The sequence below is a fragment of the Mesorhizobium sp. Arg314 genome (genome assembly GCF_053714275.1).
Window position 1 is genome coordinate 333,831 of sequence record NZ_JBSKBP010000001.1, and the last position, 17,537, is coordinate 351,367.

A 17,537-nucleotide genomic window follows, 5' to 3' on the forward strand; every position below is an offset into this window, starting at 1 on the left:
CGGCTATTCTTTTCCGGCCGTTTCCCGCCGCACGATCGCCAGAGCCATTGCGTAGTCCTTCTGCACGGCCGGCGCAAAGCCGCCGGAATGGGTCGATTCCAGCAGACCGTACACATCAGGGGTCTGGGACTTGAGATTGGTCAGGAAGACCGTCAGCCGGCGCTTCGCCTCGGGATCGAGATCGCTGCGGACGGCGTGCGGGCCGTAGCGCATGATGCCCGAAATCCACAACACCCGAAGCGACGCCCCGGGGATGCCCGCAGCCTCCAGCCGCGCCACCGTGCCGTCGGAATGGGCGGGCTGGCCGTCTGCATCGGCCGGCTCCCAGCCGAACAGGGCGTCCACTTCGCCGCCGGCCAGCATCGTCTCGGCCGCGGTGGCCGAAGCGGCGCGTGCCAGGAAGGGCGAATCCTGCGCGATCTTGACGCCTTCGGCGGAAAGAGCCGCCAGCGGCAGCAGCGCGCCGCCGACATTTTCGGCCGGCGCGATCGCGATCCGATGCGAGGCCATGGCGGCAATATCCGGAAGCCTGCCGTCGCGCGTCACCAAGACCGAGCGGATGCCGACGGCGCCGTCGGCATCGACCGGCGCCACCAGCGGTTCCACACAGCCGCAGCGCTCCGAGGCCGTAGCATAGGCAAGAGCCGAATAGACTGCGTATTGCACGCGCCCGCTCGCCTGCGCCTCGATCAACGCCGCATAGTCACGCGCGACGACGAACTCGACCTTCATGCCGAGCGCATTGGCATAGGCGTCCGTCAGGCGCGCAAGTCCGGGGATGGTGTTGCCGCCGCCCGGCTCGGCAACGACGCCGATGCGGAACGTGCCGATGTCGTCACGCCAGTCGGCGCGTGCCGGCCAGGAGGCAGCGCCTAACGCCATGAGAGCGGCCGCGAACACCTTCACGGCCAGTCTTGCCGCGGTTCTGCCGCGCCTCGCCATACCTGCTTTGCTCCCGCCGCGTCTGCGCCTCGTCGCAACTATGGCGCGAACCCTTTGCGGTTTGGTTTCCGATTTGCCAACGCCGCCGGGGAACCTTATGTCTGGCAGCCAGGACTGACAACAAAGATACCCATGGCGCGCGCTTTCCTGTTCGTTCTCGATTCTTTCGGCATCGGCGGCGCGGCCGATGCCGAACGCTACGGCGATGCCGGCGCCGACACGTTCGGACATATCTTCAAGGCCTGCGCCGAAGGTCGCGCCGATCGGGAAGGTCTGCGCAACGGGCCGCTCGCCGTGCCCAACATGATGTCGCTCGGGCTCGGCCGTGCGGCGCGAACCGCGACTGGACTGAGACCAGGCATCGACGCGCCGCTAAGTGCCTCGGCCTTCCATGGCGCCGCCCAGGAAGTGTCGAGCGGCAAGGACACGCCGTCGGGCCATTGGGAGATTGCCGGCCTGCCCGTGCGCTTCGACTGGGGTTATTTTCCCGACACCGTGCCGGCCTTCCCGGCCGAGCTCACCGAGGCGATCATCCGCGAAGGCAAGGTGCCGGGAATCCTCGGCAACTGCCATGCGCCGGGGACCGAGATCATCGAGCGGCTCGGCGAAGAGCATATCCGGACGGCCAAGCCGATCTGCTACACATCGGTCGATTCCGTGCTGCAGATCGCCGCGCATGAGACGCATTTCGGCCTCGAGCGACTGTATGAGCTCTGTCTTACCGTGCGCCGCCTGGTCGACCCGCTGAAGATCGGGCGGGTGATCGCGCGTCCCTTCGTGGGCGAGACACCAGCCACGTTCCAGCGCACCCACAACCGCCGCGACTATGCGGTGCCGCCGCCAGAGGAGACCTTGCTCGACCGGCTGACCGGCCGCGGCAGCAAGGTCATCGCCGTCGGCAAGATCGGCGACATCTTCGCCCATCGCGGCATCTTTGAAGTGCGCAAGGCCGGCGGCAACATGGCGATGTTCGACAAGGCGCTCGGCGCCATGGACGACGCCGGCGAAGGCGACCTGGTCTTCGCCAATTTCGTCGATTTCGACACCGATTTCGGTCACCGGCGCGATGTCGCCGGCTATGCGTCCGCGCTTGAAGCCTTCGACCGCCGACTGCCTGAGGCGCTGTCGCGCATCAGGCCGGGTGACCTTCTCATCCTCACCGCCGATCATGGCAATGACCCGACCTGGCGCGGCACCGACCATACACGCGAGCGCGTTCCGGTGATCGGCATCGGGCCGGGGCTGAAGGGCGGTGACATCGGGCTGAGGCCAACCTTCGCCGATATCGGCGAAACGGTCGCGGATCACCTTGGCCTGGCAGCCGGCCGCCACGGAACATCATTCCTCGCAACGATAGGCGGCCATGCCTGAACTGCCTGAAGTCGAAACCGTCCGGCGCGGACTGCAGCCGGTGCTCGAAGGGGCGCGGCTCGTCAAGGTCGAGGCGCGCAGGCCCGACCTTCGCTTTCCTTTCCCCGAACGCTTTTCGGAGCGGCTTACCGGCAGGACCGTGACGGCGCTTGGCCGGCGCGCCAAATATCTGACGATGCATATCGAAAACGGTCCCGTGCTGATCTGTCATCTCGGCATGTCGGGATCGTTCCGGGTCGAAGCCGCCGAGAGCAGCGACGTCCCCGGCACCTTCCATGACGAGCGCTCGAAAAGCGCCGCGCACGATCACGTCGTGTTCGACGTCGTCTCGCCGAAGGGCGAGCGCTCGCGCGTCATCTTCAACGACCCGCGCCGCTTCGGCTTCATGCTGTTTGCCGAAGGCGCGCCGGACACGCATCCGATGCTGGCCGGACTGGGTGTGGAGCCGACCGGCAACGCGCTTGACGGCGCGCTGCTCGCGTCGCTGCTCGAGGGCCGCAGATCGCCGCTCAAGGCAGCCCTGCTCGATCAGCGGCTGATTGCCGGGCTTGGCAATATATATGTAGCGGAGGCCTTGTGGCGCGCCGGCCTCTCGCCGCTGCGCGAAGCCGGTACCATTGCCGGGTCGGCCAAGAAGGCGAGAGAGCAAAGCGAACACCTTGCCGAGGCGATCCGCTCGGTCATCGCCGACGCCATCGCCGCCGGGGGCTCCTCGCTTCGCGACTATATCCAGGCCGACGGATCGCTTGGCTATTTCCAGCATTCCTTCGCAGTCTACGATCGCGAAGGCGAGCCGTGCCCGAAACCGGGCTGCCGCGGCCACGTCGAGCGCATCGTGCAAAGCGGCCGCTCGACCTTCTATTGCCGGACCTGTCAGCGGTAAGCTAGGAACGGTATCGATCGTCCCACTGCCGCGGAGGAAGCGAAACCATGGCTTATGAAACCATTCTCGTCGAGACGCGCGGCAAGGTCGGGCTGATCACGCTGAACCGGCCCAAGGCGATCAATGCGCTGAATTCGCAAGTCCTTGCGGAGGTGGTGGCGGCGGCGAGCGCGTTCAACGCCGATGCCGGGATCGGCGCCATGGTGCTTACCGGCTCGGAAAAGGCGTTTGCCGCCGGCGCCGACATCAAGGAAATGCAGGCGATGTCCTTCGCCGACGCCTACACGCAAGACTTCTTCGTCGGCTGGGAGGAATTCACGCGCACGCGCAAACCCATCATCGCGGCGGTCGCGGGCTATGCGCTCGGCGGCGGCTGCGAGCTGGCCATGATGTGCGACTTCATCATCGCCGGCGACAACGCCAAGTTCGGCCAGCCCGAAATCACGCTCGGCGTCATGCCGGGCATGGGCGGATCGCAGCGATTGACCCGCTTCGTCGGCAAGTCCAAGGCCATGGACATGTGCCTGACTGGGCGCATGATGGATGCGGCCGAGGCCGAGCGCTGCGGACTGGTGTCGCGGGTGGTCCCGGTCGCAGAGCTGCTCGAGGAAACGCTGAAGGCGGCGGCGAAGATCGCCGAGTTCTCGCTGCCGTCGGTCATGATGACCAAGGAAGCCGTCAACCGCGCCTACGAGACGACGCTGACCGAGGGGCTGCGCTTCGAACGCCGCCTGTTCCATTCGCTGTTTGCGCTCGACGACCAGAAAGAAGGCATGGCCGCCTTCGTCGAGAAACGGAAGCCGAATTTCACCAATCGCTAGGGCATGCTGCCCAATGACTGAGAGCGGGTCGTGACGTGACGCGCTTCCAGTCTCCAAAAAGACCGCCAAGTGGCGTTGACGCGCCGGAAAAGCTGAACTATAAGCCGCACCAACCGAGGCGGCCCTGTGGCTGCCCGTTTGTTTTTTGCGCCCTGCGGCACCCCGCTGGCGCCCACCAGATCAGAAGAGAGGCATCATGGCCAATACGTCTTCGGCCAAAAAGGCAACGCGCAAGATCGCCCGCCGCGCGGCGGTCAACAAGAACCGCCGCTCGCGTGTCCGCACCTATATCCGCCAGGTCGAAGAGGCGCTGGCCGCCGGCGACAAGGCCGCGGCGGTGGCAGCCTTCAAGGTGGCAGAGCCGGAATTGATGCGCGCCGCCACCAAGGGCGTCGTCCACAAGAACACGGCTTCCCGCAAGGTTTCGCGGCTGGCCCAGCGGGTCAAGACGCTGTCGGCCTGACCGATTTAACCCTCGATCCATCGACGTTGAACCCGGCCCCACAGGCCGGGTTTTTTCGTTTGCCGGCAAGTACTTAAAAAAAACGCGAGAACAGCTCTCGGAATGGACTTGCAATGGCGTGGATGCTTTGCCGGCATATACAGCGCCGCCGATATTGACGGGACCGCTCCGCGGCAAGCTGCCAAATTTCTCCTGTCAAAAAATCTGCTGTTTTTTCAGTGACTTACAGCCGGTCATCCACAGCTTGTTCAACTCATGATCGAGCGGCGGGGGAGAAGTAGCTGTCAAGAGATTTATTTCAGATTATTTCGTTTCGGGCGGCCTTTTTCATATTCGCCGGAAAAGGGTTTGAATCACAATGGCTTTGTCAAAATGTGCCGTCGCAGCACCGGATTTCAAGGCCCGTCCGGTAACCAGATTCGTTAAAAAACCGTTAGACGTGGCCTTGCCCTATCCACAACGATTTCGGTAATGTCCATCCATCGAAGGGACGGGCTCTTGCCCCTGACCCAGCCTGAATCGGCCAGCACAAAATGGCAGAATTCATGACGTGGAGCAATTCCGCGTGTGGCTTGGTCTGTCTCTTCGGTGCGGGTAGGGGACTGGCGTAATTGTACATGGCGGTCGATGTCTCGCCGGCGTTTTCGCCGGAGGGTGAGGTATTGCCTTGTCGTTGTCGGAAAGCCGGCGTGCGGAGACGGCAGCCGGTCCCTTGCGCGCGTTGCGACCATCATTGCCGGCGGCGGCAGTGGCGGCGCAGCGAAATGAGGTCGCCGGACCGAGGATGCAGGAGGCGCATCCCCGGCGGGAAAAGGGTACGAGAAGACAAGGAACTTTGATCATGCAAAGCGGCATTGAGAGGGAGCTGGCGGGCGAGCTTCCACTTCCAGCAACTTTTGTCGGGGGCAGCGACGTGGCGGCATCCAGCGACGCGGAACAGAAGTTCGAGCGGGTCAAGACCCAGCTGAAGGCGCGTCTGGGGGCCGAGGTCTATTCGAGCTGGTTTGGCCGTATGAAGGTCGCCGAGGCTTCCCGCGGCATTGTCCGCATTTCGGTGCCCACGGCCTTCCTGCGGTCCTGGATCAACGGCCATTATCTCGAGCTTATCGCGGAGCTGTGGCGGCATGAGGATCCCGACATTCTCAAGATCGAGATCGTCGTGCGCACCGCGACGCGCCAGGGGCGCAACCATGTCGAGCCGGAAATCGCACCGGCGCGCAAGATGACTAAGCAGACGCATACCGCGCTCGCCAACGGCACCGCGGGCGCCGGGCGAGTGGAACAACGGGCACCCGCGCCCCGCCAGGGCGTGCCCGTGGAACCGGAGTTCCGCCACAATGTGCTGGGGTCGCCGCTTGACCCGCGCTATACGTTCGCCTCCTTCATCGAGGGACCGTCGAACAGGGTTGCCTTCGCCGCGGCCAGGGCGGTGGCGGAATCGCAGTCGAGCGCGGTGCGTTTCAACCCGCTTTTCCTGCATGCCACCGTCGGGCTCGGCAAGACGCACCTCTTGCAGGCGATCGCGGCCGAATCGCTGCGGCACAATCCGAAGTCGCGCGTCGTCTATCTGACGGCGGAGTATTTCATGTGGCGCTTCGCGACCGCGATCCGCGACAACAACGCGCTGACGCTGAAAGAACAGCTGCGCGACATCGATCTCCTGATCATCGACGACATGCAGTTCCTGCAGGGCAAATCGATCCAGCACGAGTTCTGCCACCTGATCAACATGCTGCTCGACAGCGCCAAGCAGGTGGTGGTCGCGGCCGACAGGCCGCCGTCGGAACTGGAATCGCTGGAGCCGCGGGTGCGTTCGCGCCTCAATGGCGGCGTGGCGCTGGAAATGTCGGCGCCGGATTTCGCCATGCGGCTTGGCATGCTCAAGCTGCGCCGTGCCACCGCCAAGACCGACGACACCTCGCTCGATATCTCCGACGAGATCCTGGAGCATGTCGCCCGTACGGTTACCGGCAGCGGGCGCGAGCTTGAAGGCGCCTTCAACCAGCTTCTGTTCCGACAGTCCTTCGAGCCGCAGATCACGATCGACCGTATCGACGAGATCCTCGGCCACATCTACCGGTCGGGTGAGCCGAAGCGGGTGCGCATCGAGGATATCCAGCGCATCGTGGCGCGCCACTATAACGTGTCGAAGACGGAGCTGCTGTCCAACCGGCGCACGCGCACCATCGTCAAGCCGCGGCAGGTGGCAATGTATCTGTCGAAAGTGATGACGCCGCGCTCATTGCCGGAGATCGGGCGGCGTTTCGGCGGCCGCGACCACACGACCGTGCTCCATGCCGTGCGCAAGATCGAAGACCTTTCAGGCGGCGACAACACGCTGGCGCAGGAACTCGAGCTGCTCAGAAGGCTGATCAACGACCAGGCCTGAGACAGCGCAAAACGCTAAAGCGCGTCGTGTCGCACGGATTCGAGCGACGCGCTTTAAGTCCTTGTTTTCATGCATGTCGTTTTCCCAAAACCGCTGCGCACTTTTGGGCGACCTGCAGTTGTTTTCATGCATGTCGTTTTCCCGAAGCCGCTGCGCACTTTTTGGCGACGTGCATCGGTCGGCGTGCTTCGCCGGCTTTATCCCCAGAAAGCCCGCGCAACCGGCCGGAACCGGTGCCGCGGGCTTGCGTTCGCAGGCTTTTTACTGTCAGCTTACACAGATTCTGAAAGCCTTTCAGAGCTTTCGCGGGATGCCGCCCGCCGGTGACCCGTTCATTCATTGAAGCGAGCCTGTTTCGTCATGCGTGTTATCCTGGAACGGTCAAATCTCTTGAAGTCCCTCAACCACGTCCACCGCGTGGTCGAGCGGCGCAACACCATACCGATCCTGTCCAACGTGCTGCTCAGCGCCGAGGGCGCCAGCCTCGAGATGAAGGCTACGGACCTCGATCTCGAAGTGACGGAGGCGACGCCCGCCAAGGTCGAACGCGGCGGTGCGACGACAGTGCCGGCGCATCTGCTCTACGACATCGTGCGCAAGCTTTCCGACGGCGCCGAGGTGATGCTGAAGACGGACGAAGACGGCAACGCGATGACCGTCACCTCCGGCCGCTCGAGCTTCCGCCTGCAGTGCCTGCCGCAATCCGACTTTCCGGAGCTTTCGGCCGGTTCGTTCTCGCATATCTTCCGGTTGGAATCGGCGGCGCTCAAGGGACTTATCGACAAGACCCAATTCGCCATCTCCACCGAAGAGACGCGCTATTACCTCAACGGCATCTTCCTGCACACGCATGAGGTGGATGGCAAATTGAAGCTGCGCTCGGTGGCGACCGACGGACACCGCCTGGCGCGCGCCGAGATCGACGCGCCTGCCGGTTCGGAAGACATGCCCGGCATCATCATTCCTCGCAAGACGGTGAGCGAGCTGCAGAAGCTGGTCGACGACCCTGATGTGGCGGTGACCACGGAACTGTCGGACACCAAGATCCGCTTCACCATCGGCAGCGTCGTTTTGACCTCGAAGCTGATCGACGGCACCTTCCCCGACTATCAGCGCGTCATTCCGACCGGCAACGACAAGCAGCTGATCATCGACCGTCAAACCTTCGCCGCCGCCGTCGACCGCGTGTCGACGATCTCGTCCGAACGCGGCCGCGCGGTGAAGCTCTCGATCAACGAAGGTCAGGTCACACTTGCCGTCAACAACCCGGATTCGGGCAGCGCCACCGAGGAGCTGGCGGCGGACTATTCGTCCGATCCGATCGAGATCGGCTTCAACGCCAAATACCTGCTCGACGTCGCGGCCCAGCTCACCGGCTCGGAAGCCAAGTTCATGCTGGCCGATGCCGGCTCGCCGACGCTGATCCACGACATGGCCGACGAGACAGCGCTCTACGTGCTGATGCCGATGCGGGTCTAGGTTCTCTTTGCCGACGCAATTCCGGACTGAAAACCGTGTCACACTTTTCCTGGAATTGCGCTTTTGTCTGTCGCAATTCCGGACTGAAAACCGTGTCACACTTTTCCTGGAATTGCGCTTTTGTCTGTCGCAATTCCGGACTGAAAACCGTGTCACACTTTTCCTGGAATTGCTCTAGCGGACCCGATGTTTGACCGTGACCGCGGACGCGAAACAGCTTCGGCAGCAAAGCTACGTTAGTAAGCTAACACTTACTAATTTCCGCAATTATGCGGCGCTGTCGCTTGAGCTCGCGCCCGGCGCGGTGGTGCTCTCGGGCGACAATGGCGCCGGCAAGACCAATCTCCTGGAAGCGATCTCGTTCCTGACGCCGGGCCGGGGCTTGCGCCGCGCGCCCTATGCCGATGTGGCGCGCGAAGGCGGCGATGGCGGCTTCGCCTTGCACGCGCGCATCGAGGGGCCGGAGGGCTATGTCGAGATCGGCACCGGCATTTCCGGCGGCGACGCCGCCGGAGAAGGCGGCAGGAGAGTGCGGATCAACGGTGCGCCGGCGCGATCGGCCGAGGACATGCTGGAATGGCTGCGGATCGTCTGGCTGACGCCGGCTATGGACGGGTTGTTTCCTGGACCGGCGGCCGATCGCCGCCGCTTCCTCGACCGGCTGGTGCTGGCGATCGACCCCGGCCACGGCCAGCGCGCGCTCGACTATGAGAAAGCCATGCGTGGCCGTAACCGCCTGCTTACCGAAGGCTCCCGTGACGGTGCCTGGTTCGACGCAATCGAGACGCAGATGGCCGAAACGGGAGTGGCGGTCGCGGCGGCGCGGGCCGAGCTGGTACGGCTGCTTGCCGCCATGATCGACAGATTGCCCGGCAGCGGGCCGTTTCCGCAGGCCGACATCAGTCTTGCCGGCGATCTGGAGAGCGCGCTCGACAGCGCGCCGGCGGTCGATGTCGAGGAGCGGTATCGCGCGGCGCTTGCCAACGGCCGGGATCGCGACCGCGCCGCCGGCCGCACGCTGGATGGCCCGCACCGCTCCGATCTCGTGGTGCGGCACCGGCCGAAGTCGACGCCGGCGGAACTATGCTCGACCGGCGAACAGAAGGCACTGCTGGTCGGCATCGTGCTGTCGCATGCCAGGCTGACCGGCGAGATGTCGGGCCTGACGCCGATCCTCCTGCTGGACGAGATCGCCGCGCATCTGGATGCAGGCCGGCGCGCGGCACTGTTTTCCATCCTCGAGGAATTGAACTGCCAGGCCTTCATGACGGGCACGGATGCCGCCTTGTTTTCGAGCCTTGCCGGGCGCGCGCAGTTCCTGACGGTCGATCACGGCAGCGTCGGGCCGACCGGCTGATCTCTTGAAGAACCAAACCGGCATCAGCGCGTGTCCTGCGGGACAAGGCTGCGCCTTGCCCGTACCTGCGGGACAAGGCTTCGCCTTGCCGTGCCTGCGGGACAAGGCTGCGCCTTGCCCGTACATGACAAGGCTTTGCACCGGCTATAAGGTCCAGCCATGACCAATACCGCCCTGACCGACGAAGAGCTCGAACGCTATGCCCGCCACATCGTGCTGCCCGAGATCGGCGGCCCAGGGCAGCAGAAGCTGAAACGGGCGCGGGTGCTGGTGGTCGGCGCCGGCGGGCTCGGTGCGCCGGTGCTCGAATATCTTGCTGCCGCCGGCGTCGGCACGCTCGGCATCGTCGACGACGACACGGTGTCCTTGTCCAACCTGCAGCGGCAGGTGATCCATGGCGGCGACACGATCGGCATGGCCAAGACCGACAGTGCACGGGAAGCGATCATGCGCATCAACCCCAACGTCACGGTGGAATCGCACCGCCTGAGGCTGACGGCGCAGAACGCCCCTGCCCTCGTCGCCCGCTACGATATCGTTGTCGACGGCTCCGACAATTTCGACACGCGTTACGCGGTCGCCGATGCCTGCGTCAGCGAGAAGAAACCCCTCGTCACCGCCGCCGTCGGCCGCTTCGACGGCTCGGTGACGGTGCTGAAGCCATTCGAAACTGGCGCCGACGGCAAGCGCAATCCGAGCTATCGCGACCTGTTCCCGGAAGCACCGCCGGAAGGGCTGGTGCCGTCCTGCGCCGTTGCCGGCATTGTCGGCGCGCTGACGGGCGTCATCGGCACGCTGCAGGCGATGGAGGCGATCAAGCTGATCACCGGCATAGGCGAGCCACTCATCGGCCGGCTTCTGCTCTACGATGGGCTCACCGCCCGCTTCGACACCATCCGCTACAAGGCCGTCTGAGCACATGGACCAGACCGTCGGCATCTCCATAGTCGGCCTTCCCGCGGATTTCGACCGATGGGACGACTTGCTCGCGCTGATCCGGCGCGCCTTTGCCTATATGGACGGCGTCATCGACCCGCCGTCATCGGCTCATCTTTTGACCGCCGACAGGCTTGGCGGGAGGGCAAAACAGGAAACCGGGTTTCTGGCCGTCGAGAACGGCCGCATCGTCGGCTGCGTCTTCGCGCTGGAGCGAGTGCGGGATTTCTATGTCGGCAAGCTCGCGGTCGAGCCACGGTTCCAGGGCCAGGGCATCGGAACCCGGCTGATGCGGGCGGTCGAGGATCTTGCCCGCGAACGCGGCAAGGATGCCATTGAGCTTCAGACCCGTATCGAACTGACCGCAAACCACGCAGCCTTCGCCCGGCTCGGCTTTCGCGAAACCGAGCGCACGGCGCATGAGGGCTATGACAGGCCAACCTCCATCACCATGCGCAAGGTGCTGTCTTGAGCCTCGCACTCAGCCCGCAAGAACAGGCGATCGCCGCCGGCCAGGACGGCGCCGGCATGGCGATGCGCATCGTCGCCGAAAGCGCTCGCCTGCTCGGCGCGCCGCGGCTCATCCCGATCGCCTCCACCCATATCGACGGCGCGCTTTACCATGGCGATTCCGGCACGTTGTTTGCCGAGAAGTTGGTCGAAGGCGGCGCGAAGATCGCGGTGCGCTCGACGCTCAATGTCGGAGCGCTCGACCTGACGGGTTGCTCGCGCATTCGTCTCGAGGAGCCGCAGCGCGGCATGGCTCGCCGGATGATGGAGGCCTATCGCAAGCTCGGCTGCGAACAGAGCTGGACCTGCGCGCCCTATCAGGCCGGACACAGGCCCCCGCTCGGCAGCGACGTCGCCTGGGGCGAGTCCAACGCGGTGGTCTTCTGCAATTCGGTGCTGGGGGCGCGCACCAACCGCTACGGCGATTTCCTGGACATTGCGTGCGCCATTACCGGCCGCGCGCCGGATTACGGCCTGCACCGGCCTGATAATCGCCGGGCGCGGCTCATTTTCGATGTCTCGGGCCTGTCGCCATCTTTCCTTGCCTCGGAGATCGCCTGGCCTGTTCTGGGCAGCCTCTATGGCCGCGAGGTCGGCAACGCGATCGCTGTCGTCACCGGCGTGGCCAGTCATCCCGGCGAGGACGCGCTGAAGGCCTTCGGCGCCGCAGCCGCTTCGTCCGGCGCGGTCGGCCTGTTCCATATTGCCGGCGTCACGCCCGAGGCTCCCGACGTCGAAACCATTCTGGCCGGAGCTGAACCGGAGGCGGTGATCCGCGTGACGCGCGAGATGGCGGCGAAGGCTCGCGCCGGCCTGTCGACCACCGCCGCGGGCAAAGCCATCGACGCGGTGGCGATCGGCAGCCCGCATCTGTCGCACGCCGAGTTCGACAGCCTGGAGCGGCTGATCGCCGGGCGGCGGCTTGCGGTGCCGGTCTATGCCTGCACCGGCCGCCACGCGCTTGCCTTGCTGGAGCAGAACGGCCGGCGAAAGAGGCTCGAAGCCAGCGGCGTCGTCATCGTCGCCGATACCTGCGTGGTGGTGACGCCGATCATGCCGGACCTCGGCAACGGCGTGCTGATGACCAATTCGGGCAAGTTCGCGCACTACGCGCCGGGCAACACCGGCTATGCGGTGCTCTACGCATCGCTGGCCGACTGCGTCGAAAGCGCGGTCCTCGGCAAGCCGGTCTTTACGGATATCGCCACATGAGCGCTCGGGCCGAAATCCTGCTGCCTGGCAAGGCGGGCGAAGGCGAGGCGCTGGTGCTGACGGCGCCAATCAGCTTCTGGGGCGGCGTCGATCCCAGGACCGGGCGCATCGCCGACGTTCGCCACCCTCAGCATGGCGAAGTCATCGCCGGCCGGGTGCTGTTTTTGCCGGGCACGATCGGCTCGTCATCCGCTTCGGCGGTGCTGATGGAGCTCGTCCACAACGGACGGGCGCCGGCGGCCCTGGTGCTGCACGAGCCTGACGCCATCCTTCTGCTCGGCCTGATCGTCGCCAGGGAAATGGGCTGGGAAACGCCGATGGCGGTGCGGCTCGAACGTAGCGCGTTCGATACCTATCACGGGACCGCCGTGACGGTCGCCGCGGACGGTGCAGTCATCGTGGCCGCTTGAACCTTTTCAGGTCCTCAGGGGCAGAACCCGGTCCGGGGGGCGGTGGCCGTCGAAGAAGGCGCGGATGTTGATGATCACCTTCTCGCCCATGTCGATGCGGCCCTCGAGCGTGGCCGAGCCCATATGCGGCAAAAGCACCACCTTGCCCTTGGCGGCAAGCTTCAACAGCTTGGTGTTCAGCGCCGGCTCGTGCTCGTAAACGTCGAGGCCGGCGCCGGCGATCTTGCCGTCATGGATGAGCTTGATCAGCGATTCCTCGTCGATGATATCGCCGCGCGCGGTGTTGACGAGGTAGGCCGAAGGCTGCATCAGCGCCAGCCGACGGCCGGACAGCAGGTGGAACGTCGCCGGCGTCGAGGGACAATTGACCGAGATGATGTCCATGCGGGCCAGCATCTGGTCGAGGCTTTCCCAGTAGGTTGCCTCCAGTTCTTCCTCGACCGCCGGCAACACGCGGTGCCGGTTGTGGTAGTGGATCGACAGTCCAAAGGCCTTGGCCCGCCTGGCGACCGCCGTGCCGATGCGGCCCATGCCGACGATGCCCAGCCGTTTGCCCCAGATGCGCCGGCCGAGCATCCAGGTCGGCGACCAGCCGGCCCATTTCTTCTCGCTTGTAAGCACATTGGCGCCTTCGGCCAGCCGCCGCGGCACGGCGAGCATCAGCGCCATGGTCATGTCGGCGGTGTCTTCGGTGAGCACATTCGGCGTGTTGGTGACGGTGATGCCTTTCTTGGCTGCCGCAGCGACGTCGATCTTGTCGACGCCGTTGCCGAAATTGGCGATCAGCTTGAGGTTTTCGCCGGCCTGGGCGATCAGCGCGGCGTCGATATGATCGGTGATGGTGGGAACCAGCACATCGGCTTCCTTGACCGCCGCGACCAGCTCCGGCTGCGTCATCGGCCGGTCCTCGACATTCAGCCGCGCGTCGAACAGTTCGCGCATGCGGGTTTCGACCGGATCGGGCAGCTTGCGCGTGATGACGACGAGGGGCCGTTTTTTGCCTGCCATTTTATCCCCGAAGCTTCCTAGATCAGAATGACGTTTCGTTGAATCGTCATCCTGATCCTACTCTTTTTTGGAGCATGATCTTTCCGAAAACCGGTTCCCACTTTTCGGGATCATGCTCTCGAAACCGATCTCGTTGAGACCTCTTTAACCAAGACCGGCGAAACTTGTAGCCAATCGCGGCATCAGCCCACTCCTGTAACAAGCGGTGCCGCCGAAGACAAAGAAAAAGGGGCGCTCATCCCGACGGACCGGCGCCGAAAGGAACGAAAGTGTCTGGTATCGCGTCGCTTCGCCTGGCCTTCAGCGCAGCCATTCTCGGTGCCCTGCTTTGCGCGCCGCAGGCATTCGCGCAGAGTGCGGCCGCGCCGGCGCAGACCATAACGCTCGGCCCAAGCGGCCTGCCGCTGCCGCGCTTCGTCAGCCTGAAGCCGGCCCGCGTCAACTCGCGCGTCGGCCCTGGCGCCAATTACTCCGTCAACTGGATGTACATGAAGGCCGGCCTGCCGATGGAAGTCATCCAGGAATTCGATACCTGGCGCCGCGTGCGCGATGCCGACGGCTCGGAGGGCTGGATCAACCAATCGCTGCTCTCCGGCCGCCGCACCGCGATCGTCGCGCCGTGGCAGCGCGGCAAGGGCGGGCGAATCAACCTGCTCAACGGGCCCGACAAGGATGCCGGTGTCATCGCCATCATCGAGCCGGGCGTGATCGGCGCGATCAAGAAATGCGACGGCCAATGGTGCGAAATGACCTTCGACGGCCACACCGGTTGGATGGCCCAGTCGCAGGTGTGGGGCGCCTATCCGGGCGAGAAGGTCAAGAACTGAGTTTGCCGGAAGGCTCCGCCCCACGGCGCCCGATGCGCCCGAGATGGGTATCCTGAAAACCAGTGGACAATTTCAGGCCATAGCCCAACGCGCGGTCGACGGCGATATGGGCGATCCAGATCAGCGCCACGGCAGTGACCGTTGAATTGCCAAGAAGCTTGCCGGCGAGCGCCAGAACGAGCGGTGCTATCAGGATGTGCAGGGCGTTATAGGCAATCGCGCCGATGCGCGGCCCGGCAAGATAGCCGAGCATCGACAGGTCGGGCGCCAGGATGAGCAGCGCGAACAGCCACCAGGAGACCCCCGCCATTGCGTAGAAAACGATGGCAGCTACAGCGACGGCGACCCATTCCAGCCGGACTGCCAGGTCGACGGGACGCATCGCGAACGGATCAATCGCACCGTTTGGGGCGCAGCCTCACCACGATGTCGACATTGGCGATCTCCATGCCTTCCGGAGGTGCCGGCAGGTTGGAGACGGTTACCGGCCCGCTTTCGATATCGAAAATCCGGTTCTCGCCCTCGACGTAGAAGTGATGATGGTCGGAGGTGTTGGTGTCGAAATAGGTTTTCGAGCCTTCGACCGCCAGGATGCGCAGCAGGCCGGCCTGGGTGAACTGGTGGAGCGCGTTGTAGACCGTCGCCAGAGAAACCGGCACGCCGGCCGCGATCGCCTCTTCATGCAGTTCCTCGGCCGAAAGGTGGCGGTCGCCCTTGGCGAAAAGCAGATCGGCCAGCGCAATGCGCTGACGCGTCGGCCTCAGGCCGGCTTCGCGAACCCGCTTGTCCACAGCGACATTTTCCTTCCGGTAGCCCGAATCCATCTTCGCGTCGAAGCTTTGCTGCCCAGCCCATCAACAGGTCCAGAATGGCAAAAAGACGTCAAAAGCCAAAACCGGACATCAGCCGACATATATTCTGTAGTCCGAATGCGATCAATAGCGCGCATTGACCCGGGCAGACGCACGGGTTAAGCGCAAACGCCGGTTTCCGGCCGCAAACAGAGTGTGTTAGGAAACCACCGACAAGGGCGCCCTGCCGCCCGCGAAGAACACGGGGACCGAAATTTGATGGCGGATCAAAAGTCCAGCTACGATTACGAGGAACTGCTTGCCTGCGCGCGCGGCGACCTGTTCGGGCCAGGCAACGCCCAGCTGCCCTACCCACCGATGCTGATGTTCGACCGTATCACCGAGATCAGCGAGACCGGCGGGGCTTTCGACAAGGGCTTCATCCGCGCCGAATTCGATATCAAGCCGGACCTGTGGTTTTTCGCCTGCCACTTCATCGGCAATCCGATCATGCCGGGCTGCCTCGGCCTCGACGCCATGTGGCAGTTGACCGGCTTCTATCTCGGCTGGCTCGGCGAGCCGGGCAAGGGCATGGCGCTTTCGACCGGCGAGGTGAAGTTCAAGGGCATGGTGACGCCGTCGGTGATGAAGGTCGAATATGGCATCGACTTCAAGCGCGTGATGCGCGGCCGCCTGGTGCTCGGCATTGCCGACGGCTGGCTCAAGGCGGATGGCGAACCCATATACGCGGCTACGGATCTGAAGGTCGGCCTGTCCAAGCAGTCCGCCGCCTGACCGATTAGCGTGGCGCCCGCGTGTCCGACGGACCGCAAGGGAGCAGTTTATTTGCGTATGATCAAAGGCGAAAACCGGCTAGGTTTTTCGTCCCAATACGCCGGAAGGAGTTGCGAATGAGACGGGTCGTAGTGACAGGGCTCGGCATTGTGTCGTCGATCGGCAACAATGCCAATGAGGTGCAGAGCTCGCTTTACGATGCCAAATCCGGCATCAGCTTTTCCAATTCCTTCGCCGAACACGGCTTCCGCTGCCAGGTCTGGGGCGCGCCGACGCTCGATCCCGCCCCGATGATCGACCGCCGCGCCATGCGCTTCCTGAGCCAGGGTGCTGCCTGGAACCACGTTGCCATGGATCAGGCGATCGCCGATGCCGGACTCGGCGAAGGCGACATCACCAATGAGCGGACCGGCATCGTGATGGGTTCCGGCGGCCCCTCGACCCGGACCATCGTCGAAGCGGCGGAAACCACGATCAAGAACAACAGTCCCAAGCGTATCGGCCCGTTCGCCGTGCCGAAAGCGATGTCGTCGACGGCGTCGGCCACTCTGGCCACCTGGTTCAAGATCCACGGCGTCAACTATTCGATCTCGTCGGCCTGCTCGACCTCGGCGCATTGCATCGGCAATGCCTATGAGCTGATCCAGTGGGGCAAGCAGGACATGATGTTTGCCGGCGGCCATGAGGACCTCGACTGGACGATGTCGGACCTGTTCGACGCAATGGGCGCAATGTCGTCGAAGTTCAACGACAATGCATCGGCCGCATCCCGCGCCTATGACGTCAACCGCGACGGTTTCGTCATCGCCGGCGGCGCCGGCGTGCTGGTGCTGGAAGAATTGGAACACGCCAAGGCGCGCGGCGCCAAGATCTATGCCGAGATCGTCGGCTACGGCGCGACTTCCGATGGCTACGACATGGTGGCCCCATCCGGCGAAGGCGCCATGCGCTGCATGCGGCAGGCGCTTGCCACCGTCTCGACCCCGGTCGACTACATCAACACTCACGGCACCTCGACGCCGGTCGGCGATTCCAAGGAAATGGGCGCCATCCGCGAGGTGTTCGGCGACAAGATGCCTTACATCACCTCGACCAAGTCGCTGACCGGCCATTCGCTGGGGGCGGCCGGCGTGCAGGAATCGATCTATTCGATCCTGATGATGCAGGGCGGCTTCATCGGCGAGAGCGCCCATATCGAGGCGCTCGATCCGGAATTCGAGGGCATGCCTATCGTGCGCAAGCGTATCGACAACGCCAAAATCGACACCGTCCTGTCCAACTCCTTCGGTTTTGGTGGCACCAACGCAACGCTGATTTTCCAGCGCTATTCCGCATAAGGATGC

At 64.2% G+C, this 17,537-nt stretch carries 18 protein-coding genes; 14 read left to right on the top strand and 4 right to left on the bottom strand.

The genetic code is table 11. The features are described from left to right. Positions 1-3: 3 nt before the first annotated feature. Positions 4-942, bottom strand: a complete 939-nt coding sequence (locus tag ACWGS9_RS01500) for a phosphate/phosphite/phosphonate ABC transporter substrate-binding protein (protein WP_454503556.1) — start codon at positions 940-942, stop codon at positions 4-6. Positions 943-1,074: 132 nt separating this feature from the next. Here ACWGS9_RS01500 and ACWGS9_RS01505 point away from each other — a divergent pair, with 132 nt between their 5' ends. The 11 genes from ACWGS9_RS01505 to ACWGS9_RS01555 all read left to right on the top strand — a co-directional run bounded on the left by ACWGS9_RS01505 (position 1,075) and on the right by ACWGS9_RS01555 (position 12,773). Beyond that, the gene (locus ACWGS9_RS01505) at positions 1,075-2,313 is read left to right on the top strand and encodes a phosphopentomutase (RefSeq protein WP_454503557.1); all 1,239 of its coding nucleotides are present in this window, start codon (positions 1,075-1,077) and stop codon (positions 2,311-2,313) included. Further along, positions 2,306-3,196, top strand: coding sequence for a bifunctional DNA-formamidopyrimidine glycosylase/DNA-(apurinic or apyrimidinic site) lyase (mutM, locus tag ACWGS9_RS01510; RefSeq protein ID WP_454503558.1), 891 nt, complete (start codon positions 2,306-2,308; stop codon positions 3,194-3,196). The genes ACWGS9_RS01505 and mutM overlap by 8 nt, the downstream gene beginning before the upstream one ends. A gap of 47 nt (positions 3,197-3,243) precedes the next feature. Next, a complete protein-coding gene (locus tag ACWGS9_RS01515) occupies positions 3,244-4,017 on the top strand; it encodes an enoyl-CoA hydratase (protein ID WP_454503559.1) in 774 nt (257 codons plus the stop codon). A gap of 196 nt (positions 4,018-4,213) precedes the next feature. Beyond that, entirely contained in the window at positions 4,214-4,480 is a 267-nt protein-coding gene (rpsT, locus tag ACWGS9_RS01520) for a 30S ribosomal protein S20 (protein ID WP_454503560.1), read from the top strand. Positions 4,481-5,321: 841 nt separating this feature from the next. Next, on the top strand, positions 5,322-6,869 hold the full coding sequence (gene dnaA, locus ACWGS9_RS01525) for a chromosomal replication initiator protein DnaA (RefSeq protein WP_454503561.1): 1,548 nt from the start codon (positions 5,322-5,324) through the stop codon (positions 6,867-6,869). Positions 6,870-7,229: 360 nt separating this feature from the next. After that, positions 7,230-8,348, top strand: a complete 1,119-nt coding sequence (gene dnaN, locus ACWGS9_RS01530) for a DNA polymerase III subunit beta (RefSeq protein WP_454503562.1) — start codon at positions 7,230-7,232, stop codon at positions 8,346-8,348. Positions 8,349-8,544: 196 nt separating this feature from the next. Continuing rightward, positions 8,545-9,705, top strand: a complete 1,161-nt coding sequence (gene recF, locus ACWGS9_RS01535) for a DNA replication/repair protein RecF (protein WP_454503647.1) — start codon at positions 8,545-8,547, stop codon at positions 9,703-9,705. Between the two features lie 159 nt (positions 9,706-9,864). Next, on the top strand, positions 9,865-10,620 hold the full coding sequence (locus tag ACWGS9_RS01540; protein WP_454503563.1) for a molybdopterin-synthase adenylyltransferase MoeB: 756 nt from the start codon (positions 9,865-9,867) through the stop codon (positions 10,618-10,620). Between the two features lie 4 nt (positions 10,621-10,624). After that, the gene (locus tag ACWGS9_RS01545) at positions 10,625-11,113 is read left to right on the top strand and encodes a GNAT family N-acetyltransferase (RefSeq protein ID WP_454503564.1); all 489 of its coding nucleotides are present in this window, start codon (positions 10,625-10,627) and stop codon (positions 11,111-11,113) included. Continuing rightward, positions 11,110-12,363: an aconitase X gene (locus ACWGS9_RS01550; protein ID WP_454503565.1), complete on the top strand. Its 1,254-nt coding sequence runs from the start codon at positions 11,110-11,112 to the stop codon at positions 12,361-12,363. The genes ACWGS9_RS01545 and ACWGS9_RS01550 overlap by 4 nt, the downstream gene beginning before the upstream one ends. Then, entirely contained in the window at positions 12,360-12,773 is a 414-nt protein-coding gene (locus tag ACWGS9_RS01555) for an aconitase X swivel domain-containing protein (protein ID WP_454503566.1), read from the top strand. The genes ACWGS9_RS01550 and ACWGS9_RS01555 overlap by 4 nt, the downstream gene beginning before the upstream one ends. Positions 12,774-12,779: 6 nt before the next feature. Here the strand turns inward: ACWGS9_RS01555 and ACWGS9_RS01560 are convergent, their stop codons facing one another. Then, positions 12,780-13,781, bottom strand: coding sequence for a 2-hydroxyacid dehydrogenase (locus ACWGS9_RS01560; RefSeq protein WP_320214285.1), 1,002 nt, complete (start codon positions 13,779-13,781; stop codon positions 12,780-12,782). Between the two features lie 269 nt (positions 13,782-14,050). Between ACWGS9_RS01560 and ACWGS9_RS01565 the strand changes: the two genes are divergently transcribed. Then, a complete protein-coding gene (locus ACWGS9_RS01565; RefSeq protein ID WP_454503567.1) occupies positions 14,051-14,608 on the top strand; it encodes an SH3 domain-containing protein in 558 nt (185 codons plus the stop codon). Here the strand turns inward: ACWGS9_RS01565 and ACWGS9_RS01570 are convergent. Beyond that, positions 14,598-14,990, bottom strand: coding sequence for a DUF4260 domain-containing protein (locus ACWGS9_RS01570; RefSeq protein ID WP_454503568.1), 393 nt, complete (start codon positions 14,988-14,990; stop codon positions 14,598-14,600). The two genes, ACWGS9_RS01565 and ACWGS9_RS01570, sit on opposite strands and share 11 nt — an antisense overlap. 10 nt (positions 14,991-15,000) lie before the next feature. Continuing rightward, positions 15,001-15,432, bottom strand: coding sequence for an iron response transcriptional regulator IrrA (irrA, locus tag ACWGS9_RS01575; protein ID WP_140645394.1), 432 nt, complete (start codon positions 15,430-15,432; stop codon positions 15,001-15,003). 246 nt (positions 15,433-15,678) lie between these two features. On the opposite strand from irrA, the gene fabA reads away from it, so the two are divergent. Continuing rightward, a complete protein-coding gene (gene fabA, locus ACWGS9_RS01580) occupies positions 15,679-16,194 on the top strand; it encodes a 3-hydroxyacyl-[acyl-carrier-protein] dehydratase FabA (protein ID WP_454503569.1) in 516 nt (171 codons plus the stop codon). A 116-nt stretch (positions 16,195-16,310) separates the two neighbouring features. Further along, on the top strand, positions 16,311-17,531 hold the full coding sequence (gene fabB, locus ACWGS9_RS01585; RefSeq protein ID WP_454503570.1) for a beta-ketoacyl-ACP synthase I: 1,221 nt from the start codon (positions 16,311-16,313) through the stop codon (positions 17,529-17,531). Positions 17,532-17,537 lie beyond the last annotated feature (6 nt).

Excerpts from the sequence above, each read along its gene's own strand:
- ACWGS9_RS01515 (WP_454503559.1), top strand. The coding sequence starts at position 3,244 with ATGGCTTATGAAACCATTCTCGTCGAGACGCGCGGCAAGGTCGGGCTG.
- fabB (WP_454503570.1), top strand. The coding sequence starts at position 16,311 with ATGAGACGGGTCGTAGTGACAGGGCTCGGCATTGTGTCGTCGATCGGC.
- ACWGS9_RS01560 (WP_320214285.1), bottom strand. The coding sequence starts at position 13,781 with ATGGCAGGCAAAAAACGGCCCCTCGTCGTCATCACGCGCAAGCTGCCC.
- ACWGS9_RS01500 (WP_454503556.1), bottom strand. The coding sequence starts at position 942 with ATGGCGAGGCGCGGCAGAACCGCGGCAAGACTGGCCGTGAAGGTGTTC.
- dnaA (WP_454503561.1), top strand. The coding sequence starts at position 5,322 with ATGCAAAGCGGCATTGAGAGGGAGCTGGCGGGCGAGCTTCCACTTCCA.
- ACWGS9_RS01505 (WP_454503557.1), top strand. The coding sequence starts at position 1,075 with ATGGCGCGCGCTTTCCTGTTCGTTCTCGATTCTTTCGGCATCGGCGGC.
- ACWGS9_RS01570 (WP_454503568.1), bottom strand. The coding sequence starts at position 14,990 with ATGCGTCCCGTCGACCTGGCAGTCCGGCTGGAATGGGTCGCCGTCGCT.
- dnaN (WP_454503562.1), top strand. The coding sequence starts at position 7,230 with ATGCGTGTTATCCTGGAACGGTCAAATCTCTTGAAGTCCCTCAACCAC.
- fabA (WP_454503569.1), top strand. The coding sequence starts at position 15,679 with ATGGCGGATCAAAAGTCCAGCTACGATTACGAGGAACTGCTTGCCTGC.
- ACWGS9_RS01540 (WP_454503563.1), top strand. The coding sequence starts at position 9,865 with ATGACCAATACCGCCCTGACCGACGAAGAGCTCGAACGCTATGCCCGC.
- irrA (WP_140645394.1), bottom strand. The coding sequence starts at position 15,432 with ATGGATTCGGGCTACCGGAAGGAAAATGTCGCTGTGGACAAGCGGGTT.
- rpsT (WP_454503560.1), top strand. The coding sequence starts at position 4,214 with ATGGCCAATACGTCTTCGGCCAAAAAGGCAACGCGCAAGATCGCCCGC.
- ACWGS9_RS01545 (WP_454503564.1), top strand. The coding sequence starts at position 10,625 with ATGGACCAGACCGTCGGCATCTCCATAGTCGGCCTTCCCGCGGATTTC.
- mutM (WP_454503558.1), top strand. The coding sequence starts at position 2,306 with ATGCCTGAACTGCCTGAAGTCGAAACCGTCCGGCGCGGACTGCAGCCG.
- ACWGS9_RS01555 (WP_454503566.1), top strand. The coding sequence starts at position 12,360 with ATGAGCGCTCGGGCCGAAATCCTGCTGCCTGGCAAGGCGGGCGAAGGC.